Genomic DNA, 16,719 nt, shown 5'->3' with positions numbered 1-16,719 from the left:
TTTATTTTGACATTAATGTGAAAATGTTTGGCCTTACTTAACGGAGAACCATTAAGCCTTTGGCTTCTTCACGCCGTACTTAGAACGTGATTGCTTACGGTCTTTAACACCTGAGCAGTCAAGCGCGCCGCGGACGGTGTGGTAACGCACACCTGGCAAGTCTTTTACACGACCGCCACGGATCAGGATCACGGAGTGTTCCTGTAGGTTATGACCTTCACCGCCGATGTAGGAGGTGACTTCAAAACCGTTAGTTAAACGCACACGGCAAACTTTACGCAGTGCGGAGTTAGGTTTTTTCGGGGTGGTGGTATATACGCGGGTACATACACCACGTTTCTGCGGGCATGCTTCCAGCGCAGGAACGTTGCTTTTAGCAACCTTCATGCTGCGTGGCTTGCGAACCAGCTGGTTAATCGTTGCCATTATTAAAAAAGCTCCTGGTTTTTTGCTTCGTAAACACGTGATAAATCCCCCTCGTTTGCACGACTGGCAGAGAACGAGGACGCAGAATTTTATGGCTGACTATCTAAGGTGTCAAGAAATATACAGCATTGACTGCATTACCATGCCAGTTGTTGCTGATGTTTTAGGGTCAAATCCACGAAGTGAGTATAGCCGATTAGCGTAGCGCTGTCTGAAATTTGACCAGACAAACCACGTGCAATAACGTCATCTTCTAACACAAATAGAGAAGCGGGGTTATTTAACAATAGCTTAAGACTTTCACTGTTTTTCAAAACAGTCATAACGCCATCTTGTAGAAAGAGAATCTCATCTTCGGATGTGACTAATCTCAGCAAAGCAGATAAATCGCAACGATAAGGAGAATGACTGACGGTATACAGCATTATAGCGACCCAAATCCCATTAAAAAGTTAGCACAACATCATAAGTTGCCAATTGGCGACGTAAATTTACCGGAGATAATACCTCGACAGCAAGGATCCAGTTCGTCACACCACTCAACCCGCGTTGCTCTAATGAGGCTTCGCAGATATAACAATTCTCAACATCGTACAGGGGTAAGACACCGAAAGTGGCAATATAGTTTCTGGCGAGAATTATTTCCGGTTGTTGCTGAGGTAATAGCTGCAAAACACCATCTGACAGAAAGAATACACCTAAATCTTCGCTTAATGCCGATGTAGCCAGTAAGGCATCCAACCCTTCCCGCCCTGCCGAATTGCCATGCGGACCTTGGGTGAAAACAAAAGCGACACGTTTCATTGCCATTAAAATTGCACCATGCGATCACAGGTCAATGCAGCTTCGGCTAACGCTCCCAGGCCGGTTAAGGTAAAACCCGGTTGCAGATTCGCTGCCGCAAGATTGAGTTGTTCGGCTTCCTGTTGGTCGGTTACACCACGGCGTAATGCCGCCGACACACACACATGCAACATAACAGCATGTTCAGCCGCCAATTGTTGCCACGCCCTTACCAAGTCAAATTCATCACTGGCAGGGGCAGTTAATTGGTTAGCGTTCAAAACGCCTTCGCGATAGAAGAAAACACTCACCAAACTGTGACCTGAATTTATCAGCGCTTGTGCGAATTGATAAGCACTACTGGCCTGCTGCGTACCATAAGCAGGCCCAGTGACCATAAGACAATATCTTTTCACGCCAGACATTAACGGTCGTGCCCTACAAGGTCGCCACTTTTGAATTGGCGAATGTAAAGATAGACGGTGTGTTTAGAGATATTAAGCCGTTCTGCAACCTGATTGATGGCATCTTTGATATCAAAAATACCCTTTTCATAAAGATTAAGTACCACTTGGCGGTTCTTCGCATTGTTAGAAACATTACGGTCCGCATTGACTTCTTCGATGGTAAATTCAAGTGTTTGCGCCACCAAATCATCAACAGATGAGGCAAAGTTGACCGAGGAAGCAACTTCCTGCGTTTCCGGCGGCATAAACGTTTGGATGATTTGTGAGAAAGGCACATCCAGATTCATGTTGATGCACAGCAAGCCAATAACACGCTGGTCACGGTTACGGATAGCGATAGTGACTGATTTCATCAGTACACCACTTTTGGCTCGGGTGAAATAAGCTCTTGAAACACTGCTGTCAGCACCGGCCATATCGTGCAACATCCGTAGAGCCAAGTCGGTTATCGGTGAACCAATTTGCCTTCCAGTGTGTTCTCCATTCGCAATTCTTACCGCAGAGCTTTTCAGATCTTCCAGTGAGTGCAGAACAATTTCACAGTGGCCGCCAATAAGCATAGCTAAGCCATCAACGACAGCTTCGTATGATTTTAGTATTTCATGGTCCGTCTGACTGAACGGACGTTCATCCAGTAAATCCAGTTCACTGGTTTCGCTACTGAGAAGCGAATTAGACATCGAAGACACCATCCTCTAGGTAAAGCCTGTCTCAATATCGTTGGCAGACTCATAACTCAATATCTTAGATTTTAAGTCTAGCAAATATGCTGAGATAAAATCCTTGCGTTTGCGCGTGATATTGACGTTAAGCCCACAAGCCATAAACCGTCAAGTTATCAACGAACAGAAGTGAAAATTGATAGATGTGCCGCAAAAAAAACCGCCACGACAATTATCGCAGCGGTTATAAGCAGAATCGGTGAACTAAGCTGAATTACTTCTTCGCTTTTTCGCCTGCAGCTGCTGCTGGTTGCTCTTCTGGAGCATCAGCTTTTGGCGCCGCTTTCACATCTAACAGTTCTACATCGAATACCAGAGTAGAGTTAGCTGGGATACCTGGGACGCCAGTTTTGCCGTAAGCCAGTTCTGGTGGGATAACCAGGGTGATCTTGCCACCTTTTTTGATTTGCTTCAGGCCTTCAGTCCAACCTGGGATAACACCGTCCAAGCGGAAGGATAATGGCTCACCACGCTTGTAGGAGTTATCAAACTCAGTGCCATCAGTCAGTGTCCCTTTGTAATTAACAACCACGGTATCACTGTCTTTTGGTGCTTCACCAGTACCGGCTTTCTCTACTTTGTACAGCAGGCCAGATTCGGTTTTCTTCACATCTTTTTCTTTAGCGAAAGTATCGCGATACTTAGCGCCCTTATCGGCATTTTCTTTAGCGTCCTGCTCCATTTTTGCCTGAGCAGAAGCTTTTACGCGAGCTTCAAAACTTTGCAGAGTGCTTTCAATTTCTGCATCAGTCAGTTTGCTTTTGTTAGCAAACGCGTCCTGAACACCGGCGATCAACTGGTCTTTATCCAGTTTAATACCCAGCTTTTCTTGTTCTTTTAGGGAATTATCCATGTAACGCCCTAATGATGCGCCTAATGCATAAGCAGATTGCTGGTCATCATTTTTAAATGCGCTATTGGTCGTTGCTGGCGCGGCTGCGGTTTTAGCTGCTTCAGCAGCGAAAGTAGCAGAGGTATTCAGGGTCAGCGCCATGGTGGTAGCCAGTAGCGTTACTTTAAACAGTGATTTCATCCATTTCTCCATTGGCTTAAGGACACTTACCCCAAGCAACGATTATAAGTGTAACTTGTACTATAACTGTCTGTGCGAACACAAAACAATCTCTATGCTGATGCTATTAAGTGATATTAAGACTTTTTTTACTACAAGAAGTTTCGTTTTATCGATATCTTGACCCTCGCAAGGCAATCACGGCGTTTTACAGGTAGAATCGCCCCTCCCCTGTTTTTTCTCTATGAGTATCAAATAGGAAGTAATAAGAGGGTATGGTTTGCAGTCATGAGAGGAAATTAATATGGAACAATCCCTGTTTGAACAACGGCTGGAAATGCTGGAAAGCCGTCTGGCATTTCAGGAAGTGACGATTGAGGAACTCAATTTGATCGTGACGGAGCACCAAATGGAAATGACCAAATTGCGGGAGCATCTGCGTTTGTTGACCGATAAACTGCGCGAATCTCAGTCTTCCATGATGGCCTCGCCAGCAGAAGAGACACCGCCTCCGCATTATTAATGCGGATAGCAAAAAGCCAGCCGCAAGGCTGGCTTTTGACTGACCATGTCAAATTTTAGTAACAGGTCAGATCTTAGTGACAGCCACAGCCGCCCTTACCACAACCACCTTTACCCTGTTCATGATCGTGGTCACCCTCATCATGGCCATGACCGCCGCAGCAACCATCACCGTGTTCATGATGATGATCATGCTCGCCATGTACGTGGCCATGTTGCAGCTCTTCTTCTGTTGCTTCACGGATAGCAACCACTTCAACGTGGAAGTTCAGATCCTGACCCGCCAGCATGTGGTTACCATCAACCACCACGTGCTCATCTTCAACAGCAGTGATCTCTACCGGTACTGGACCTTGATCGGTATCAGCCAGGAAACGCATGCCAACTTCCAGCTCGTCAACGCCCATAAAGACGTCTTTCGGTACGCGCTGCACCAGATTTTCATCATAGCTGCCGTAGCCTTCGTCTGCATTCACGCGCACATCAAAGCTGTCGCCAGCTTCATGACCTTCGAGCGCTTTTTCCAAACCAGCGATCAGGGAACCGTGTCCATGCAAGTAGTCCAACGGCGCACTCACCGGAGACTCATCAACTAAAACACCGTCTTCTGTACGTACCTGGTAAGCCAGGCTGACCACCAAGTCTTTTGCTACTTTCATGATATCTCCTACCCTTGGAACAAAAATTGGCACAGATTGTAGCTGAAATCTGCACCGCTGTACCCACCAGCATAAAAAATCGCGAAGGATAACGCTACTCGGGATGGAAAATACCGATCACTTGTTCATGCGGGCGGACGTGTTGATTGACCTGTTCATCCGTCTGGCGTTGATGGTGACCACACTTGACACACTCGACCACCTCTACCTGATCTTCACGCCATAAAGCCAATGTATCCAATGCCTTACATTTTGGACAAACCGCTCCAGCGATAAATCTTTTGCGCGTTTTTGTCTTATTAAGAGCACTTGTCATCGTTTTCTCCGACATTATTCGTATTCATCCCACCCATCTAACTGCCGACTTTCGTGTAGCATTTCTCGCTGGAAAATATCTTCCAGTTCACGGCGGGCCTCTTTAACTCTGGAGATTTGCGCCACATCACCATGATGCTGCGGCACCAATTCACGCAGCATCCGCATATCAAGACGGCGGAAATGTTGTTGCGCCCGATAAGCTTGATGTGGATGCATTCCCAATCCCAATAGCGTTTTACGCCCCAACTCCAGCGCACTGGAAAAGGTTTCGCGGGTGAAGTCTTTGACACCATTTTGCAACAGTTCATGTGCTTCAACACGCCCTCTGGCACGCGCCAGAATGTGCAAGTCAGGGAAATGTTGCTGGCACAGATGCACCAATGTCATGGTATCTTCCGGCTCATTACAGGTGATAACAATAGCTTTAGCTTTTTCCGCGCCGGCGGCCCGCAACAGTTCCAATTCGGTGGCATCGCCGTAATAGACTTTGTAACCGTATTTGCGCATCACACTCACCGCACTGACATCACGTTCTAACACGGTAATACGCATTTTGTTCGCCATCAGTAGGCGGCCAATCACCTGACCAAATCGCCCAAAACCAACAATAATCACCTGCGGATCATTATCTTCCACGAACGGCTTCTCATCGCTCTCTTCCTGCGCGTTATAACGGCGGATCAGAATGCGATCGATAGCCTGCATCAATAATGGTGTCGTCATCATCGACAACGTAACCACCACCAGCAGCAATGCCAGTTGTTCAGCATTTAGAACATGTTGAGAGAATGCAGCGGAGAACAAGACGAAAGCAAATTCACCGCCCTGACTGAGCACTCCGGCAAATTGCAAGCGCACCGAACGGCGCAAGCCAAATGTACGTGCCAAACCATACAATACGGTGCCTTTGATAAATACCAGCGCCAGCACACCTAACAACACATCCAGCAGGTGAGTGAATAGCACACCAAGATTCAGCGCCATCCCAACCGAAATAAAGAACAACCCGAGCAATAACCCTTTAAAAGGTTCGATGGCAATTTCCAGTTCGTGCTGAAATTCACTTTCGGCCAGTAATATCCCGGCGATAAATGTCCCTAACGCCATCGATAGGCCCAATGCATCCATAAACAGTGCAGAACCTAATACCACCAGTAATGCGGCGGCAGTAAAAACCTCCCGCACACCAGAGGCGACAATATAGCGAAACAAGGGGCGCAGCAGATAGCGACCACCAATCAACATGCCCGCAAACGCCGCAACTTTAATACCAATTTTGACCCAATCATTGGCAGCACCACCACCCCCCGCCAGAATAGGGATCAACGCCAAAGCAGGTATAACCGCCATATCCTGGAACAGTAACACCGAGAATCCGAGCTGCCCGCCTTCGTTGCGGTTCATGCCTTTTTCCCGCATTAGCTGCAATGCCATCGCGGTCGAGGACATTGCTAAACCAATGCCACCGATAACCGCCGCCTGCCAGGCGAATTGGGTGAAATAGAGTAATGCCCCCAATACTGCTGCTGTAATAACGACCTGACCCGCACCGACACCAAAAATAGAGCGCCGCAACTGCCATAGCTTGGCTGGATTCAACTCCAACCCAATGATAAACATCAGAAACACCACACCAAGCTCGGAGAAGTGCAGTATTTCGTCAACATCACGTATAAAACCTAACCCCCATGGACCAATAGCAATACCGGCTATCAGATAACCCAACACCGCACCAATACCCAGGCGTTGAGCAATAGGGACCGCAACCACAGCGGCAAATAAAAATAATAAAATGGCAGTAAGTAGCGCTGAGCCTTCCATATATCAGTGCCCTCCCGCAGGCAGCGGCGACTGCAACCACTGCGTATAAGCTTGCGCATGGCTGGCTAAGACTTCCGGTTTCTGACGTCGCGCCCAGTATATAATCATCGGGTTCATCCAATGCATATGGCACATAGCCGCTGTCAATTCGAAAGGGCGCAGAATATCTTCCATCGGATAGCGGTTATAGCCCCCTACCCGATAGGCCCCTTCCGGTTCGCCGGTGGTAATTACCGAGCGCCAATACTTACCCGTCAGAGCATGACCACCCACACCATTGGCAAAACCACGAGCTAATACCCGGTCCAGCCACTCCTTCAGCAACGCCGGGCAACTGTAGGTATAGAGAGGATGTTGAAATACAATAACTTGATGCTCACGTAGCAATTGCTGCTCATGGTGAATATCAATAAAGAAATCAGGATAATGTGCATAAAGATCGTGCACAGTAACATGTGCTAACTGCTGCACCGGTTGCAGTAAAACCCGGTTTGCCACCGAGTCTTGTGATTCCGGATGGGCATACAGCAGCAAAACCTTCGGTGGCTGCGACATCATTCCCCTCCAAAGCGTCGTCAGGGTCCGGTTTTTCCGTTACCATGCTCCGCAAAGACCAAAAAAGACTAAGATTTATACCCAAAGTAATTGGGGTTGCAGGTCAGCCGCAAGCGAGCAAAATCCGATAAGCCTATGCAAATAAGGCCAACTACAAATATGTGATTCGGGTGAATGCGCGCAACTAGCCCCCTGTAACGTCAAAAATACAATGATAATTTAACATACTCTAAACATACGGCACTCTATGATTGTTTTTTCTTCGCTTCAAATACGACGTGGTACCCGCGTCTTGCTGGACAACGCTACAGCAACGATTAATCCTGGCCAAAAGGTCGGGCTGGTCGGCAAAAACGGTTGTGGTAAATCCACCCTGCTGGCGTTGCTCAAAGGCGAACTGAGCGCCGATGGGGGCAATGCCACTTTCCCCAGCAACTGGGCACTGGCCTGGGTTAATCAAGAGACCCCGGCCCTGGATATTCCGGCGATAGAGTATGTTATCGACGGGGACCGCGAATATCGCCAATTGGAGGCCGAACTTCAGGCCGCTAACGAAAAAAATGATGGTCATGCCATCGCCACCGTGCACGGCAAACTTGATGCCATCCATGCCTGGACAATTCAATCCCGTGCCGCCAGTTTGCTACACGGGCTGGGGTTTTCTCAAGAGCAATTACAGCAACCGGTACGTTCATTTTCTGGCGGCTGGCGCATGCGCCTTAACCTGGCCCAAGCGCTGGTTTGCCGCTCTGATTTACTGCTGCTGGATGAACCGACCAACCACTTGGATTTGGATGCAGTTATCTGGCTGGAAAAATGGCTGAAAAGCTATTCTGGCACGCTGGTATTAATTTCTCATGACCGCGATTTCCTTGATCCTATTATTGATAAGATTCTGCATATTGAACAGCAGACGCTGAATGAATATACCGGTAACTATTCATCTTTCGAACGCCAGCGAGCGACCAAGCTCTCGCAGCAGCAGTCGATGTATCAGCATCAGCAAGAAAAAGTGGCGCATTTACAAAGCTATATCGACCGCTTCCGCGCACAGGCGACTAAAGCCAAACAAGCTCAGAGCCGCATCAAGATGCTTGAGCGGATGGAACTGATTGCACCTGCCCATGTGGATAATCCATTCCACTTCAGCTTCCGTACACCGGAAAGTTTGCCTGACCCCCTACTCCGCATGGAGAAAGTGAGCGCCGGCTATGGTGATCGTACGATTTTGCAGTCCATTAAGCTCAATCTGGTCCCCGGCTCCCGCATCGGTCTGTTGGGGCGCAATGGTGCGGGTAAATCTACGCTAATTAAGTTGCTAGCCGGCACATTAGAGCCACAAAGCGGTGAGATTGGTTTATCCAAAGGGATTAAACTGGGTTACTTCGCCCAGCATCAGTTGGAGTTTTTGCGTGCGGATGAATCACCGCTACAGCATATGAGCCGCCTGGCACCCAAAGAGTCGGAACAACAACTGCGCGACTATTTAGGTGGCTACGGTTTTCAGGGCGATCAGGTTACGGACCCAACAGCCCGCTTCTCCGGCGGTGAAAAAGCGCGTTTGGTACTGGCACTGATTATCTGGCAGCGCCCTAACCTATTGCTACTCGATGAGCCAACCAACCACCTTGATCTTGATATGCGTCAGGCGCTAACCGAAGCCTTGATTGATTTTGAAGGCGCATTGGTGGTGGTTTCCCATGACCGCCATTTACTGCGTTCCACCACCGATGACCTCTATCTGGTGCATGATGGCAAAGTAGAGCAATTCGACGGCGATTTAGAAGATTACCAGCAATTTTTGGTCGATGTGCAGCGCCAGCAAAGCCAGCAGGATAATCCGACAAAAGAGTTGTCCGGTAATAGTGCCCAACAGCGTAAAGATCAAAAACGCCGTGAGGCAGAGTTCCGAACCCAGACTCAGCCATTGCGTAAGCAGATTATGACGCTGGAAAAACAGATGGATAAGCTCAGTACCGAGCTGGCAGTCATCGAAGAGCGATTGGCTGATTCTGCCTTATACGATATTGCACGTAAGGCTGATTTGACCCAATGTTTACAGCAGCAGACGCAAGTGAAAACCAAACTTGAAGAGACTGAAATGCACTGGCTAGATGCTCAGGAGCAGTTGGAGAACCTCACTAAGATATTTGAAGCGGGATAACCGCTTTTCAGAAAACGCCAGTATTAAGGATAATAAGGTCATGACTAATAAGGATATTAGTGTGGTGGTACCGGTATTTAATTGCGCCGCTTACCTCACACAACTACTGGATTCATTGTACCAGCAGTCGGGTGTGTCATTGGAAATCATTGCCGTCAATGATGGTTCGACCGATGACAGCCTGACGATATTAGTAGCCGCCGCGCGCCGTGATTCGCGGCTGGTCATTGTTAATCAGGCCAATCAGGGGCTTTCTGCGGCCCGTAATGCTGGAATCGCTCGGGCAACTGCCCCCTGGATTGCTTTTGTTGATGGCGATGACTGGTTGGCCTCTGATGCTTTATCAACCTGGTTGCAACAGGCCAATCGGCAGCAATTAGATTTACTGATAGGTAATGGTTTTACCTTTACCACTGATCCCCACCTAGCGCCCAGCAGCCCCTTGTTACATAAACAGCCGTGGAGCGAGATACTTAGCGGCCAGCAATGGGTTATTCGCAGCATTGAACATAATGAGTGGCCACATTATGTATGGCTACAATTGATTCGGCGCGAATTGATCGCGACCCATCAACTCGCATTCATCCCTGGAATGCTACATGAAGATATTCTGTGGACCACCCATCTGGCACTCGCCGTACAACGTGTCGGTTTCTGTGATACGCCATTTTATGGTTATCGCACCAACCCACTCTCCATCACCCACTCTCCGTTACCCCAAGCCTTGGTGGCTCGCGCCAATAGCTATCTTAGAATTATTAACGCGCTAATTAACCTTTCTGCCACGCAACAACCGCCGTTAAGCCGTGCGCTGTTACGTCACGCTAATCAGGAGAGCGGCCATTTTTTCGGGTTGATGCGTAAGAAATTATCCCCGTCACCAGAACGTTCGGCACTCGCGGCTGAGTTTAGGGCATTAGGCTTACCCAAAGCGCTGTTTCAGGGCGCGGGGAATATCAGTGAGTTCTGGCGAGCGGTACGTTTATCAGTCACTCTATGGCGTTATGCGCAGCAGAAGCATTCATTATCAAAATAGATCTCAAATTTACGTTTATTTTTGTTATTACTCAGGAAATTTTCATGTTTAATAAGGCATAAAATTACTTCTGGGAATATGTATTGATGCAGCGCATTTTGGTTATCCGAATTGATTTCCTTGGCGATCTGGTTTGTACCACTGCTTTATTACATGCATTAAAGCAGCGCTGGCCAGCAGCCGAAATTCATGTGCTGGCCAATAAATACAATCGAGATGCACTGGCACGTAACCCCGATATCAGTACCGTTCACACCTACGTTTACAGTAAGCAATGTGAAAGAAACCAACAGCCGGGCAGGATCAAGGCGCTGTTTAATCGTCTGGCCCTGATTTGGCGACTGCGATGTTTACGTTTTGATTTACTGGTTATCCCTAACGGTGGCATGAACAAAAACAGTATCCAGTTCGCTAAACAACTTAATGTGGTCGATAGCCGTTGGCATAACCCGGGCAGTGAATTTGATGACCGCAATCCTGACCATGTGACCAATCGGCCAATACGCCATGAGGCGCTGTCTGGTTTTGCACTGCTACCCGAACTGGGGCGGGTCGACATCGATACGCTCAAATTACATCTCTATCCTGACCCACAATTGCAGGCAAAATGGCAGGCAGAATTAGGTGAACGCAAGCGGCCACGAATCGGGCTGTTTGTCTCGAATAAATCACCGCAACGGCGTTGGTCGTGGGAGAAGTGGCAACAGTTGGCACTGAAGCTCAGTGATCAGGCCGAGATAGTGATTTTATATGATCCCATCGCACCGCCAAGTGAACAGCAACTGGCGAGCATCCACGGCCGAAGTCTATTTACACCGTCAGTTGATGAGTTCGTGGCTGCAGCCAGTCAATTGGATGTGGTTATTTCGGCTGATAGCGCACCGGTCCATATCAGTTCAGCATTACAGATCCCGGTCGTCGCACTGTTTGAGTCGCGGCCAGAAAAATACCGGCGCTGGTACCCGTTAACCCGCCATGTGTTGTTACATGCCGGGCCACAGGTTGATGACATCACCGTTGATGCCGTTGACGCAGCGGCCCGCTCGTTGTTAATCACAGACTAAATCAAATCGCCCGTTAACCAGGCCGGTACACCGGCCTATCCCCCAGAATAGTCGCCCGATGCATCACCCGCCGTTGTGGCAGATAATCGGCATTGGCATAGTGCTGGGTGACACGGTTATCCCACATCGCCACATCATCCTGCTGCCAGCGCCAGCGTACTTGAAACTCGGGTTTGGTGGTGTGTGCAAACAGGAAACGCAGTAAAGCATCGCTCTCTTTATCACTCAATTCAACGATTCGGGTGGTGAATCCTTCATTGACGAACAATGCCTGACGCCCGCTCACCGGATGGGTACGTACCACCGGATGCAATATCGGCGGATTATTCTCTTTAGCCAGTAGCCATCGTTGATGCTCTTCCGGGGTCGCACGATGTTTGTGCTCGGGGAAGGAGTGCGCAAAGTCATGCTCGGCCTGTAAACCGGCCAAAAGCTGTTTAAACGGAGCAGAAAGCGCTTCATAAGCCGCAATCCCACTGCTCCATAAGGTATCACCACCGGTTGACGGTAGCTGCTTTGCCGCCAGAATCGCACCTAATGGCGGATTGGCGATAAACGTCACGTCGGTGTGCCAGTTATCGTTGTCCGGCGGATTATTATCATGGGTATCCAGCACGATAATCTCCTCACACTCTTTGGTGTGCGGATAAACCGGATGAATATGTAAATCACCAAAACGCCCGGCCAGTTCACGCTGCTGTAATGGCGTGATGGGTTGATTGCGGAAAAACAGTACCTGATGCTTGAGTAACGCATGATAAAGCTGTTCAAACTGACTATCACCCAACGGGCGGGCAATATTAATATTCTCAACCAAAGCACCAATATGCGGCCCTAACGGCGTGACTACCAAGCGTTCATTCATTGCTGTGCTCCATACCAAGGTGTTAGCCGGCGTTGGATCGCCCGCAAACTTAGCTCCATACCAAAAGCGATAATAGCAATCACACTGATGCCGGCGATGACGACATCGGTTGCGAGAAACTCACCGGCTGATTGCACCATAAACCCTAATCCGCGCGTAGCGGCAATAAGCTCAGCAGCCACCAACGTTGACCACCCCACACCCAACCCAATGCGGATACCGGTTAAGATTTCTGGCAAGGCGCTGGGGAGCACCACAAACCATAAAACCTGCCAGCGACTGGCCCCCAATGCACGAGCAGCTCTAACCCGCACCTGTGCCACGCTACGCACGCCAGCCACAGCGGCTAACGTCACCGGCGCAAATATCGCCAGATAAATCAGCAGGATCTTTGAGGTTTCACCAATGCCGAACCAGATAACCATAAGGGGCAAATAGGCTAAGGGGGGAACAGGGCGATAAATCTCAATCAGTGGGTCCAACACACCACGTACGGTGCTGCTTAGCCCCATCGCAATGCCCGTTGGAACACCAAGTGCGACCGCAGCGAGTAATGCGATAAGAATTCGCCCCAAACTGGCGGCCAGATGTTGCCATAGCGTGGCATCCATAAACCCCTGCGGGCTGGCAATCACCAATAACTGATGTAATACCTGCTGCGGCGCGGGTAAAAAGAGTGGGCTGATAAGCTGTAACGCCGTCACCGCCCACCACAACGCGACCACCACAATCAGAGTAATGATGCTAAGCCACAAGCCATTACCCGCAGGTAAACGGCGAGCCGCCTTCTTGGCAATCAACGGGGGTTCATCGTTAGCCGGTAGGCGATGAAGCGGCAGCGTGACGGCTTGATTACGTAACGTGCTGTGCAGGCTCATATCAATACCTCCCGTTGCTGGAAGACTTTACCCAACACATATTCGCGGCGGGCGATAAATTCAGGATCAGACTTAATGGATCGGCATGGCTCACCAGCGGCATAACGCTGACCAAAATTCAGCGACAGTCGTTCGACCACCTGCCCCGGCCCTGGAGACAGCAATAGCAGCTCGCTGGCCAGAAATACCGCCTCTTCGATATCGTGGGTGATCAGCAAAATTTGTTTGCCGGTATCACGCCAAATAGTCAGCAACAGCTCTTGCATCTGCTCGCGGGTAAAAGCATCCAGCGCGCCAAACGGCTCATCCAACAGCAACAAGCGCGGGTCAACCGCCAGTGCACGAGCAATCCCTACCCGTTGGCGCATCCCACCAGAGAGTTGCCAGATAAGGTGATGTTCAAAACCAGCTAACCCTACCCGATGAAGCATTTTCAGGGCAGTTTCGCGCCGCTGTTGTTTGCTTAATCCTGCCAGTTGCAGGCCAAACTCCACATTGCTGACCACATCCCGCCACGGCAGTAAGCCCTCATGCTGGAACACCACTCCCCGTTCGGCACTCGGGCCGTGAACCGGTATATCATCCAGAGTGATGCTGCCAGCTGAAGGCTCCATAAATCCGGCAATTAGATTCAATAACGTGGTTTTACCGCAACCTGATGGCCCCAATACCACGACCAACTCTCCAGATGCGATTTGCAGTGACACATCCTGTAAGGCAGGTTTGCCCTGATATTCGGCCCACAGGCCGCGCACGTTTAGCATGATGGCTCCTAGGACTGCGGTGTGGCCTGCACTGCTTTCACAAAGCGGTCAGTGACGAAATCACTATAATCGCTGGCAATTTGCGGGATTTTGCCTTGCTCTTTCAGGAACGCGGCAGTATCGCGGATGGCCTGATCCACTGGTTGACCCAGTTGCGTTATCTGCTCAGCGACAGGCAAATAAGTATTGCCCTTCACCAGCTCCGGCACTTGATCGGTAGGGACACCACTTAAGCGCGAAAGCTGCCCCAGATACTGCTGATTTTTCAGCCATTGTTCTGGTTGGGCCAGATAAGCACCTTGGGCGGCCAATGCACTGCGGGCGAAGGCGGTGACCACCTCAGGATGGGCTTTGGCGAAATCTTTGCGCACCACCCAGACATCCAGGGTTGGCGCGCCCCATTGACCTACTTGGGCAGAATCAGTCAGGACGGTGCCGGTTTTGGCTAATTCGTTAACGGCAGGAGCCCAAACATAAGCGCCATCAATGTCACCCCGCTGCCAAGCGGCGGCGATAGCAGGTGGCTGCAAGTTGAGGATAGTGACCTGATCCGGCTTAATTCCCCAATGTTTCAGGGCTGCCAGCAGACTGTAATGTGTCGTGGAGATAAACGGCACGGCAATACGTTTACCAATTAAATCTTGTGGGGTTTTAATGTCTTTCTTCACCACCAGCGCCTCTGAACTCCCCAGTTGTGACGCCAGTAGGAAGACCTCAATTGGCACCTTCTGGCTGGCAGCAACGGCTAATGGGCTGGAGCCGATATTACCAATTTGCACATCACCCGAGGCCAATGCCCGCACAACGCTAGAGCCGCTGTCAAACTTGCGCCAATCCACATTGGCACCGGACAACTTGGCAAAGCTGTTATCCGCTTGCGCGACTTTTGCCGGTTCTGCGGAAGTTTGATAAGCCACCGTCACATCGACAGCATGTGCACTGGCAGCAACCATCGACAGAGCTAACAGTGCACCACCTGGCCGTAAAAAGCCGCGTATTGCGGCGGTAAGACTTGCAGAAGATAAGGTTATCGCCATGGTTCACTCCGCTGGGTTAACTGTGTCATTCGCTATTGCTGCGACCCTGAGCGCACCGGGCGCTCTGAGATGACAGTGTTACCCGAAGGAGTAATACGACAAAAGGAATAAAAGAATATTCTTTATTCCTTTTGGTGATAAGAAAAATCTGAAGGAATTGTCTATGCAGTTAACTTAAAGATCTATTTGGCCTTTCATAAAAATGCGAGCATCACCGGCAATTAAAGTACGATCACCGGCTAAGGTGCAGAATAATTCGCCACCGCGTGCTGATATCTGCCGGGCGTGCAGTGATGACCTTCCCAGTCGCGCGACCCAATAGGGCATTAAGGTACAATGGGCTGAGCCGGTAACCGGATCTTCATTGCAGCCAAGGGTAAAGTAACGCGAAACAAAATCCACTTCATCACCCGGCGCGGTCACAATCACCCCACAACCGGTATAGGCAATCAGCGCAACAATATCGGGTTGTAACTGCCGTACCTGCTGCTCGTTTTCCAGCACCACCAACAGAGATTTTGCCTGCCATACCTGCTGAATGTTGCTGCCAAGCAATGCACTCAACTCTGTCGCGATAGCGATTTGGTCGGGCGGTAATGAAGGGAAATCCAGCGACAGTCGGCCGAAGTTATCGCCATCGCGCTTGACGTACAGGTCACCGCTGGCACTGCGAAAACAGATATCATGCAAGCCAGGATTAACGATGCTGAACATCACATGCGCCGCCGCCAATGTGCCGTGTCCACATAAGTCGACTTCACGTTCCGGGGTAAACCAGCGGATCGCCGATTTATCCCCTTCATCCCAGACAAAACTGGTTTCCGGTAAATTAATCTCGGCCGCGATACTTTGCATCTCTGCGGCCGACAACGGTTTCTTCAGCAGATACACCCCTGCCGGGTTGCCGGATAACCCTGCGCCAACAAATGCATCAACATGAAAATAGTTATAGGCCATCAATTAGCTCCACTGATTAATGCCAAATCAATAACACACAGGCTGCCGTCAGCAAGCCCATCGAGATATTAAAGCTAAACCAGGCGCGGCGGCTGCGTAACAAGCGCCCAATCAAAGTACCAAAACCCAGCCAAATGATGCCGGCCACCAGGTTCACCATAAACATACCAAGGCTTATCATTACGATAGAATGATTATAGGCGGCCCCGGTCATACTGAAGCTGGCGACTGACCCGAGTCCCATCAACCAGGCTTTGGGATTAAGGAACTGCAATAACCAGCCCTGATACAAGCGCAACGGTTTTGGCGGTGCGACATTGGTTTCCAATTTCTCATAGGCAGAAGTGGCAATTTTCCATGCCAGCCATAGCAGATATAGGCTACCCAAAATTTTCAGAACCAGATGGAGGGAGGGGTAGATAAGAATCAGGCCGCCGACACCAAAAGCCACCAACAGCAACATGCTCTGCATGCCTAACATAATACCTAACATCAGCCAGATAGAACGCATAAAGCCGAAGTTAGCCCCCGCAGAGGTTAACAACATATTGTTTGGACCGGGGGTAATAGCTGCAACCCAAAGAAAGCCTACCATTGAAAGAAATAAACTCAGTTCCATGAGACGGGTGCCTCTCACCCAAAATGATGCGCGATATACCCATGAAGCTA

Annotated in this window: 20 protein-coding genes; 4 read left to right on the top strand and 16 right to left on the bottom strand. The window is 49.6% G+C overall.

Going from position 1 to position 16,719, the window contains the following annotated elements; all coding sequences use genetic code 11:
* Nucleotides 1–51: 51 nt before the first annotated feature.
* The 6 genes from rpsL to fkpA form a co-directional block, all read right to left on the bottom strand.
* Entirely contained in the window at nt 52–426 is a 375-nt protein-coding gene (rpsL, locus tag V1956_RS03705; protein ID WP_002212323.1) for a 30S ribosomal protein S12, read from the bottom strand.
* Between the two features lie 137 nt (nt 427–563).
* Complete coding sequence (tusB, locus tag V1956_RS03700; RefSeq protein WP_049601300.1) at nt 564–851, bottom strand: sulfurtransferase complex subunit TusB; 288 nt, start codon at nt 849–851, stop codon at nt 564–566.
* A gap of 19 nt (nt 852–870) precedes the next feature.
* Nucleotides 871–1,236, bottom strand: a complete 366-nt coding sequence (gene tusC / locus V1956_RS03695) for a sulfurtransferase complex subunit TusC (RefSeq protein WP_372560348.1) — start codon at nt 1,234–1,236, stop codon at nt 871–873.
* Nucleotides 1,236–1,634 carry a sulfurtransferase complex subunit TusD gene (gene tusD / locus V1956_RS03690; RefSeq protein ID WP_442824819.1) on the bottom strand — a complete coding sequence of 133 codons (399 nt, stop codon included), beginning with the start codon at nt 1,632–1,634 and terminating at the stop codon, nt 1,236–1,238. The genes tusC and tusD overlap by 1 nt, the downstream gene beginning before the upstream one ends.
* On the bottom strand, nt 1,634–2,356 hold the full coding sequence (locus tag V1956_RS03685; protein ID WP_032906602.1) for a helix-turn-helix transcriptional regulator: 723 nt from the start codon (nt 2,354–2,356) through the stop codon (nt 1,634–1,636). Before V1956_RS03685 ends, tusD begins: the two co-directional genes overlap by 1 nt.
* A gap of 256 nt (nt 2,357–2,612) precedes the next feature.
* Nucleotides 2,613–3,431 (bottom strand): FKBP-type peptidyl-prolyl cis-trans isomerase, encoded by an 819-nt coding sequence (gene fkpA / locus V1956_RS03680; RefSeq protein WP_372560347.1) that lies wholly within the window; start codon nt 3,429–3,431, stop codon nt 2,613–2,615.
* A gap of 283 nt (nt 3,432–3,714) precedes the next feature.
* On the opposite strand from fkpA, the gene V1956_RS03675 reads away from it, so the two are divergent.
* Nucleotides 3,715–3,933, top strand: coding sequence for a protein SlyX (locus V1956_RS03675; protein ID WP_005186209.1), 219 nt, complete (start codon nt 3,715–3,717; stop codon nt 3,931–3,933).
* A gap of 73 nt (nt 3,934–4,006) precedes the next feature.
* Here the strand turns inward: V1956_RS03675 and slyD are convergent, their stop codons facing one another.
* The 4 genes from slyD to kefG all read right to left on the bottom strand — a co-directional run bounded on the left by slyD (nt 4,007) and on the right by kefG (nt 7,285).
* On the bottom strand, nt 4,007–4,591 hold the full coding sequence (gene slyD, locus V1956_RS03670; RefSeq protein ID WP_420070862.1) for a peptidylprolyl isomerase: 585 nt from the start codon (nt 4,589–4,591) through the stop codon (nt 4,007–4,009).
* Between the two features lie 94 nt (nt 4,592–4,685).
* The gene (locus tag V1956_RS03665) at nt 4,686–4,907 is read right to left on the bottom strand and encodes a YheV family putative zinc ribbon protein (RefSeq protein WP_372560345.1); all 222 of its coding nucleotides are present in this window, start codon (nt 4,905–4,907) and stop codon (nt 4,686–4,688) included.
* Between the two features lie 14 nt (nt 4,908–4,921).
* Nucleotides 4,922–6,730 (bottom strand): glutathione-regulated potassium-efflux system protein KefB, encoded by a 1,809-nt coding sequence (gene kefB, locus V1956_RS03660; RefSeq protein ID WP_083161175.1) that lies wholly within the window; start codon nt 6,728–6,730, stop codon nt 4,922–4,924.
* Nucleotides 6,731–6,733: 3 nt separating this feature from the next.
* On the bottom strand, nt 6,734–7,285 hold the full coding sequence (gene kefG / locus V1956_RS03655) for a glutathione-regulated potassium-efflux system ancillary protein KefG (RefSeq protein ID WP_420074199.1): 552 nt from the start codon (nt 7,283–7,285) through the stop codon (nt 6,734–6,736).
* A gap of 247 nt (nt 7,286–7,532) precedes the next feature.
* Here kefG and V1956_RS03650 point away from each other — a divergent pair, with 247 nt between their 5' ends.
* The 3 genes from V1956_RS03650 to V1956_RS03640 all read left to right on the top strand — a co-directional run bounded on the left by V1956_RS03650 (nt 7,533) and on the right by V1956_RS03640 (nt 11,549).
* Complete coding sequence (locus V1956_RS03650) at nt 7,533–9,449, top strand: ABC transporter ATP-binding protein (protein ID WP_372560344.1); 1,917 nt, start codon at nt 7,533–7,535, stop codon at nt 9,447–9,449.
* 40 nt (nt 9,450–9,489) lie between these two features.
* Complete coding sequence (locus V1956_RS03645) at nt 9,490–10,485, top strand: glycosyltransferase (protein WP_442824818.1); 996 nt, start codon at nt 9,490–9,492, stop codon at nt 10,483–10,485.
* Between the two features lie 86 nt (nt 10,486–10,571).
* The gene (locus V1956_RS03640; protein ID WP_420070864.1) at nt 10,572–11,549 is read left to right on the top strand and encodes a glycosyltransferase family 9 protein; all 978 of its coding nucleotides are present in this window, start codon (nt 10,572–10,574) and stop codon (nt 11,547–11,549) included.
* Nucleotides 11,550–11,562: 13 nt separating this feature from the next.
* Here V1956_RS03640 and tauD read toward each other — a convergent pair whose 3' ends face one another.
* The 6 genes from tauD to V1956_RS03610 form a co-directional block, all read right to left on the bottom strand.
* Entirely contained in the window at nt 11,563–12,414 is an 852-nt protein-coding gene (gene tauD, locus V1956_RS03635; protein ID WP_420070865.1) for a taurine dioxygenase, read from the bottom strand.
* Nucleotides 12,411–13,292 (bottom strand): taurine ABC transporter permease TauC, encoded by an 882-nt coding sequence (gene tauC / locus V1956_RS03630; RefSeq protein WP_442824817.1) that lies wholly within the window; start codon nt 13,290–13,292, stop codon nt 12,411–12,413. The genes tauD and tauC overlap by 4 nt, the downstream gene beginning before the upstream one ends.
* Entirely contained in the window at nt 13,289–14,056 is a 768-nt protein-coding gene (gene tauB, locus V1956_RS03625; RefSeq protein WP_005186200.1) for a taurine ABC transporter ATP-binding subunit, read from the bottom strand. Before tauB ends, tauC begins: the two co-directional genes overlap by 4 nt.
* An 8-nt stretch (nt 14,057–14,064) precedes the next feature.
* The gene (tauA, locus tag V1956_RS03620) at nt 14,065–15,093 is read right to left on the bottom strand and encodes a taurine ABC transporter substrate-binding protein (protein WP_442824816.1); all 1,029 of its coding nucleotides are present in this window, start codon (nt 15,091–15,093) and stop codon (nt 14,065–14,067) included.
* Between the two features lie 174 nt (nt 15,094–15,267).
* Nucleotides 15,268–16,050 carry a PhzF family phenazine biosynthesis protein gene (locus V1956_RS03615; RefSeq protein ID WP_442824815.1) on the bottom strand — a complete coding sequence of 261 codons (783 nt, stop codon included), beginning with the start codon at nt 16,048–16,050 and terminating at the stop codon, nt 15,268–15,270.
* A 16-nt stretch (nt 16,051–16,066) separates the two neighbouring features.
* A complete protein-coding gene (locus V1956_RS03610) occupies nt 16,067–16,669 on the bottom strand; it encodes a LysE family translocator (RefSeq protein ID WP_032906591.1) in 603 nt (200 codons plus the stop codon).
* Nucleotides 16,670–16,719: the final 50 nt, after the last annotated feature.

This window comes from Yersinia sp. 2540 StPb PI, assembly GCF_052217165.1.
In the GTDB taxonomy this organism is placed as follows: Bacteria; Pseudomonadota; Gammaproteobacteria; order Enterobacterales; family Enterobacteriaceae; genus Yersinia; species Yersinia enterocolitica_E.
The sequence above is the reverse complement of the archived record's forward strand: the minus strand, read 5'-3'. Positions and strand labels throughout refer to the sequence as shown.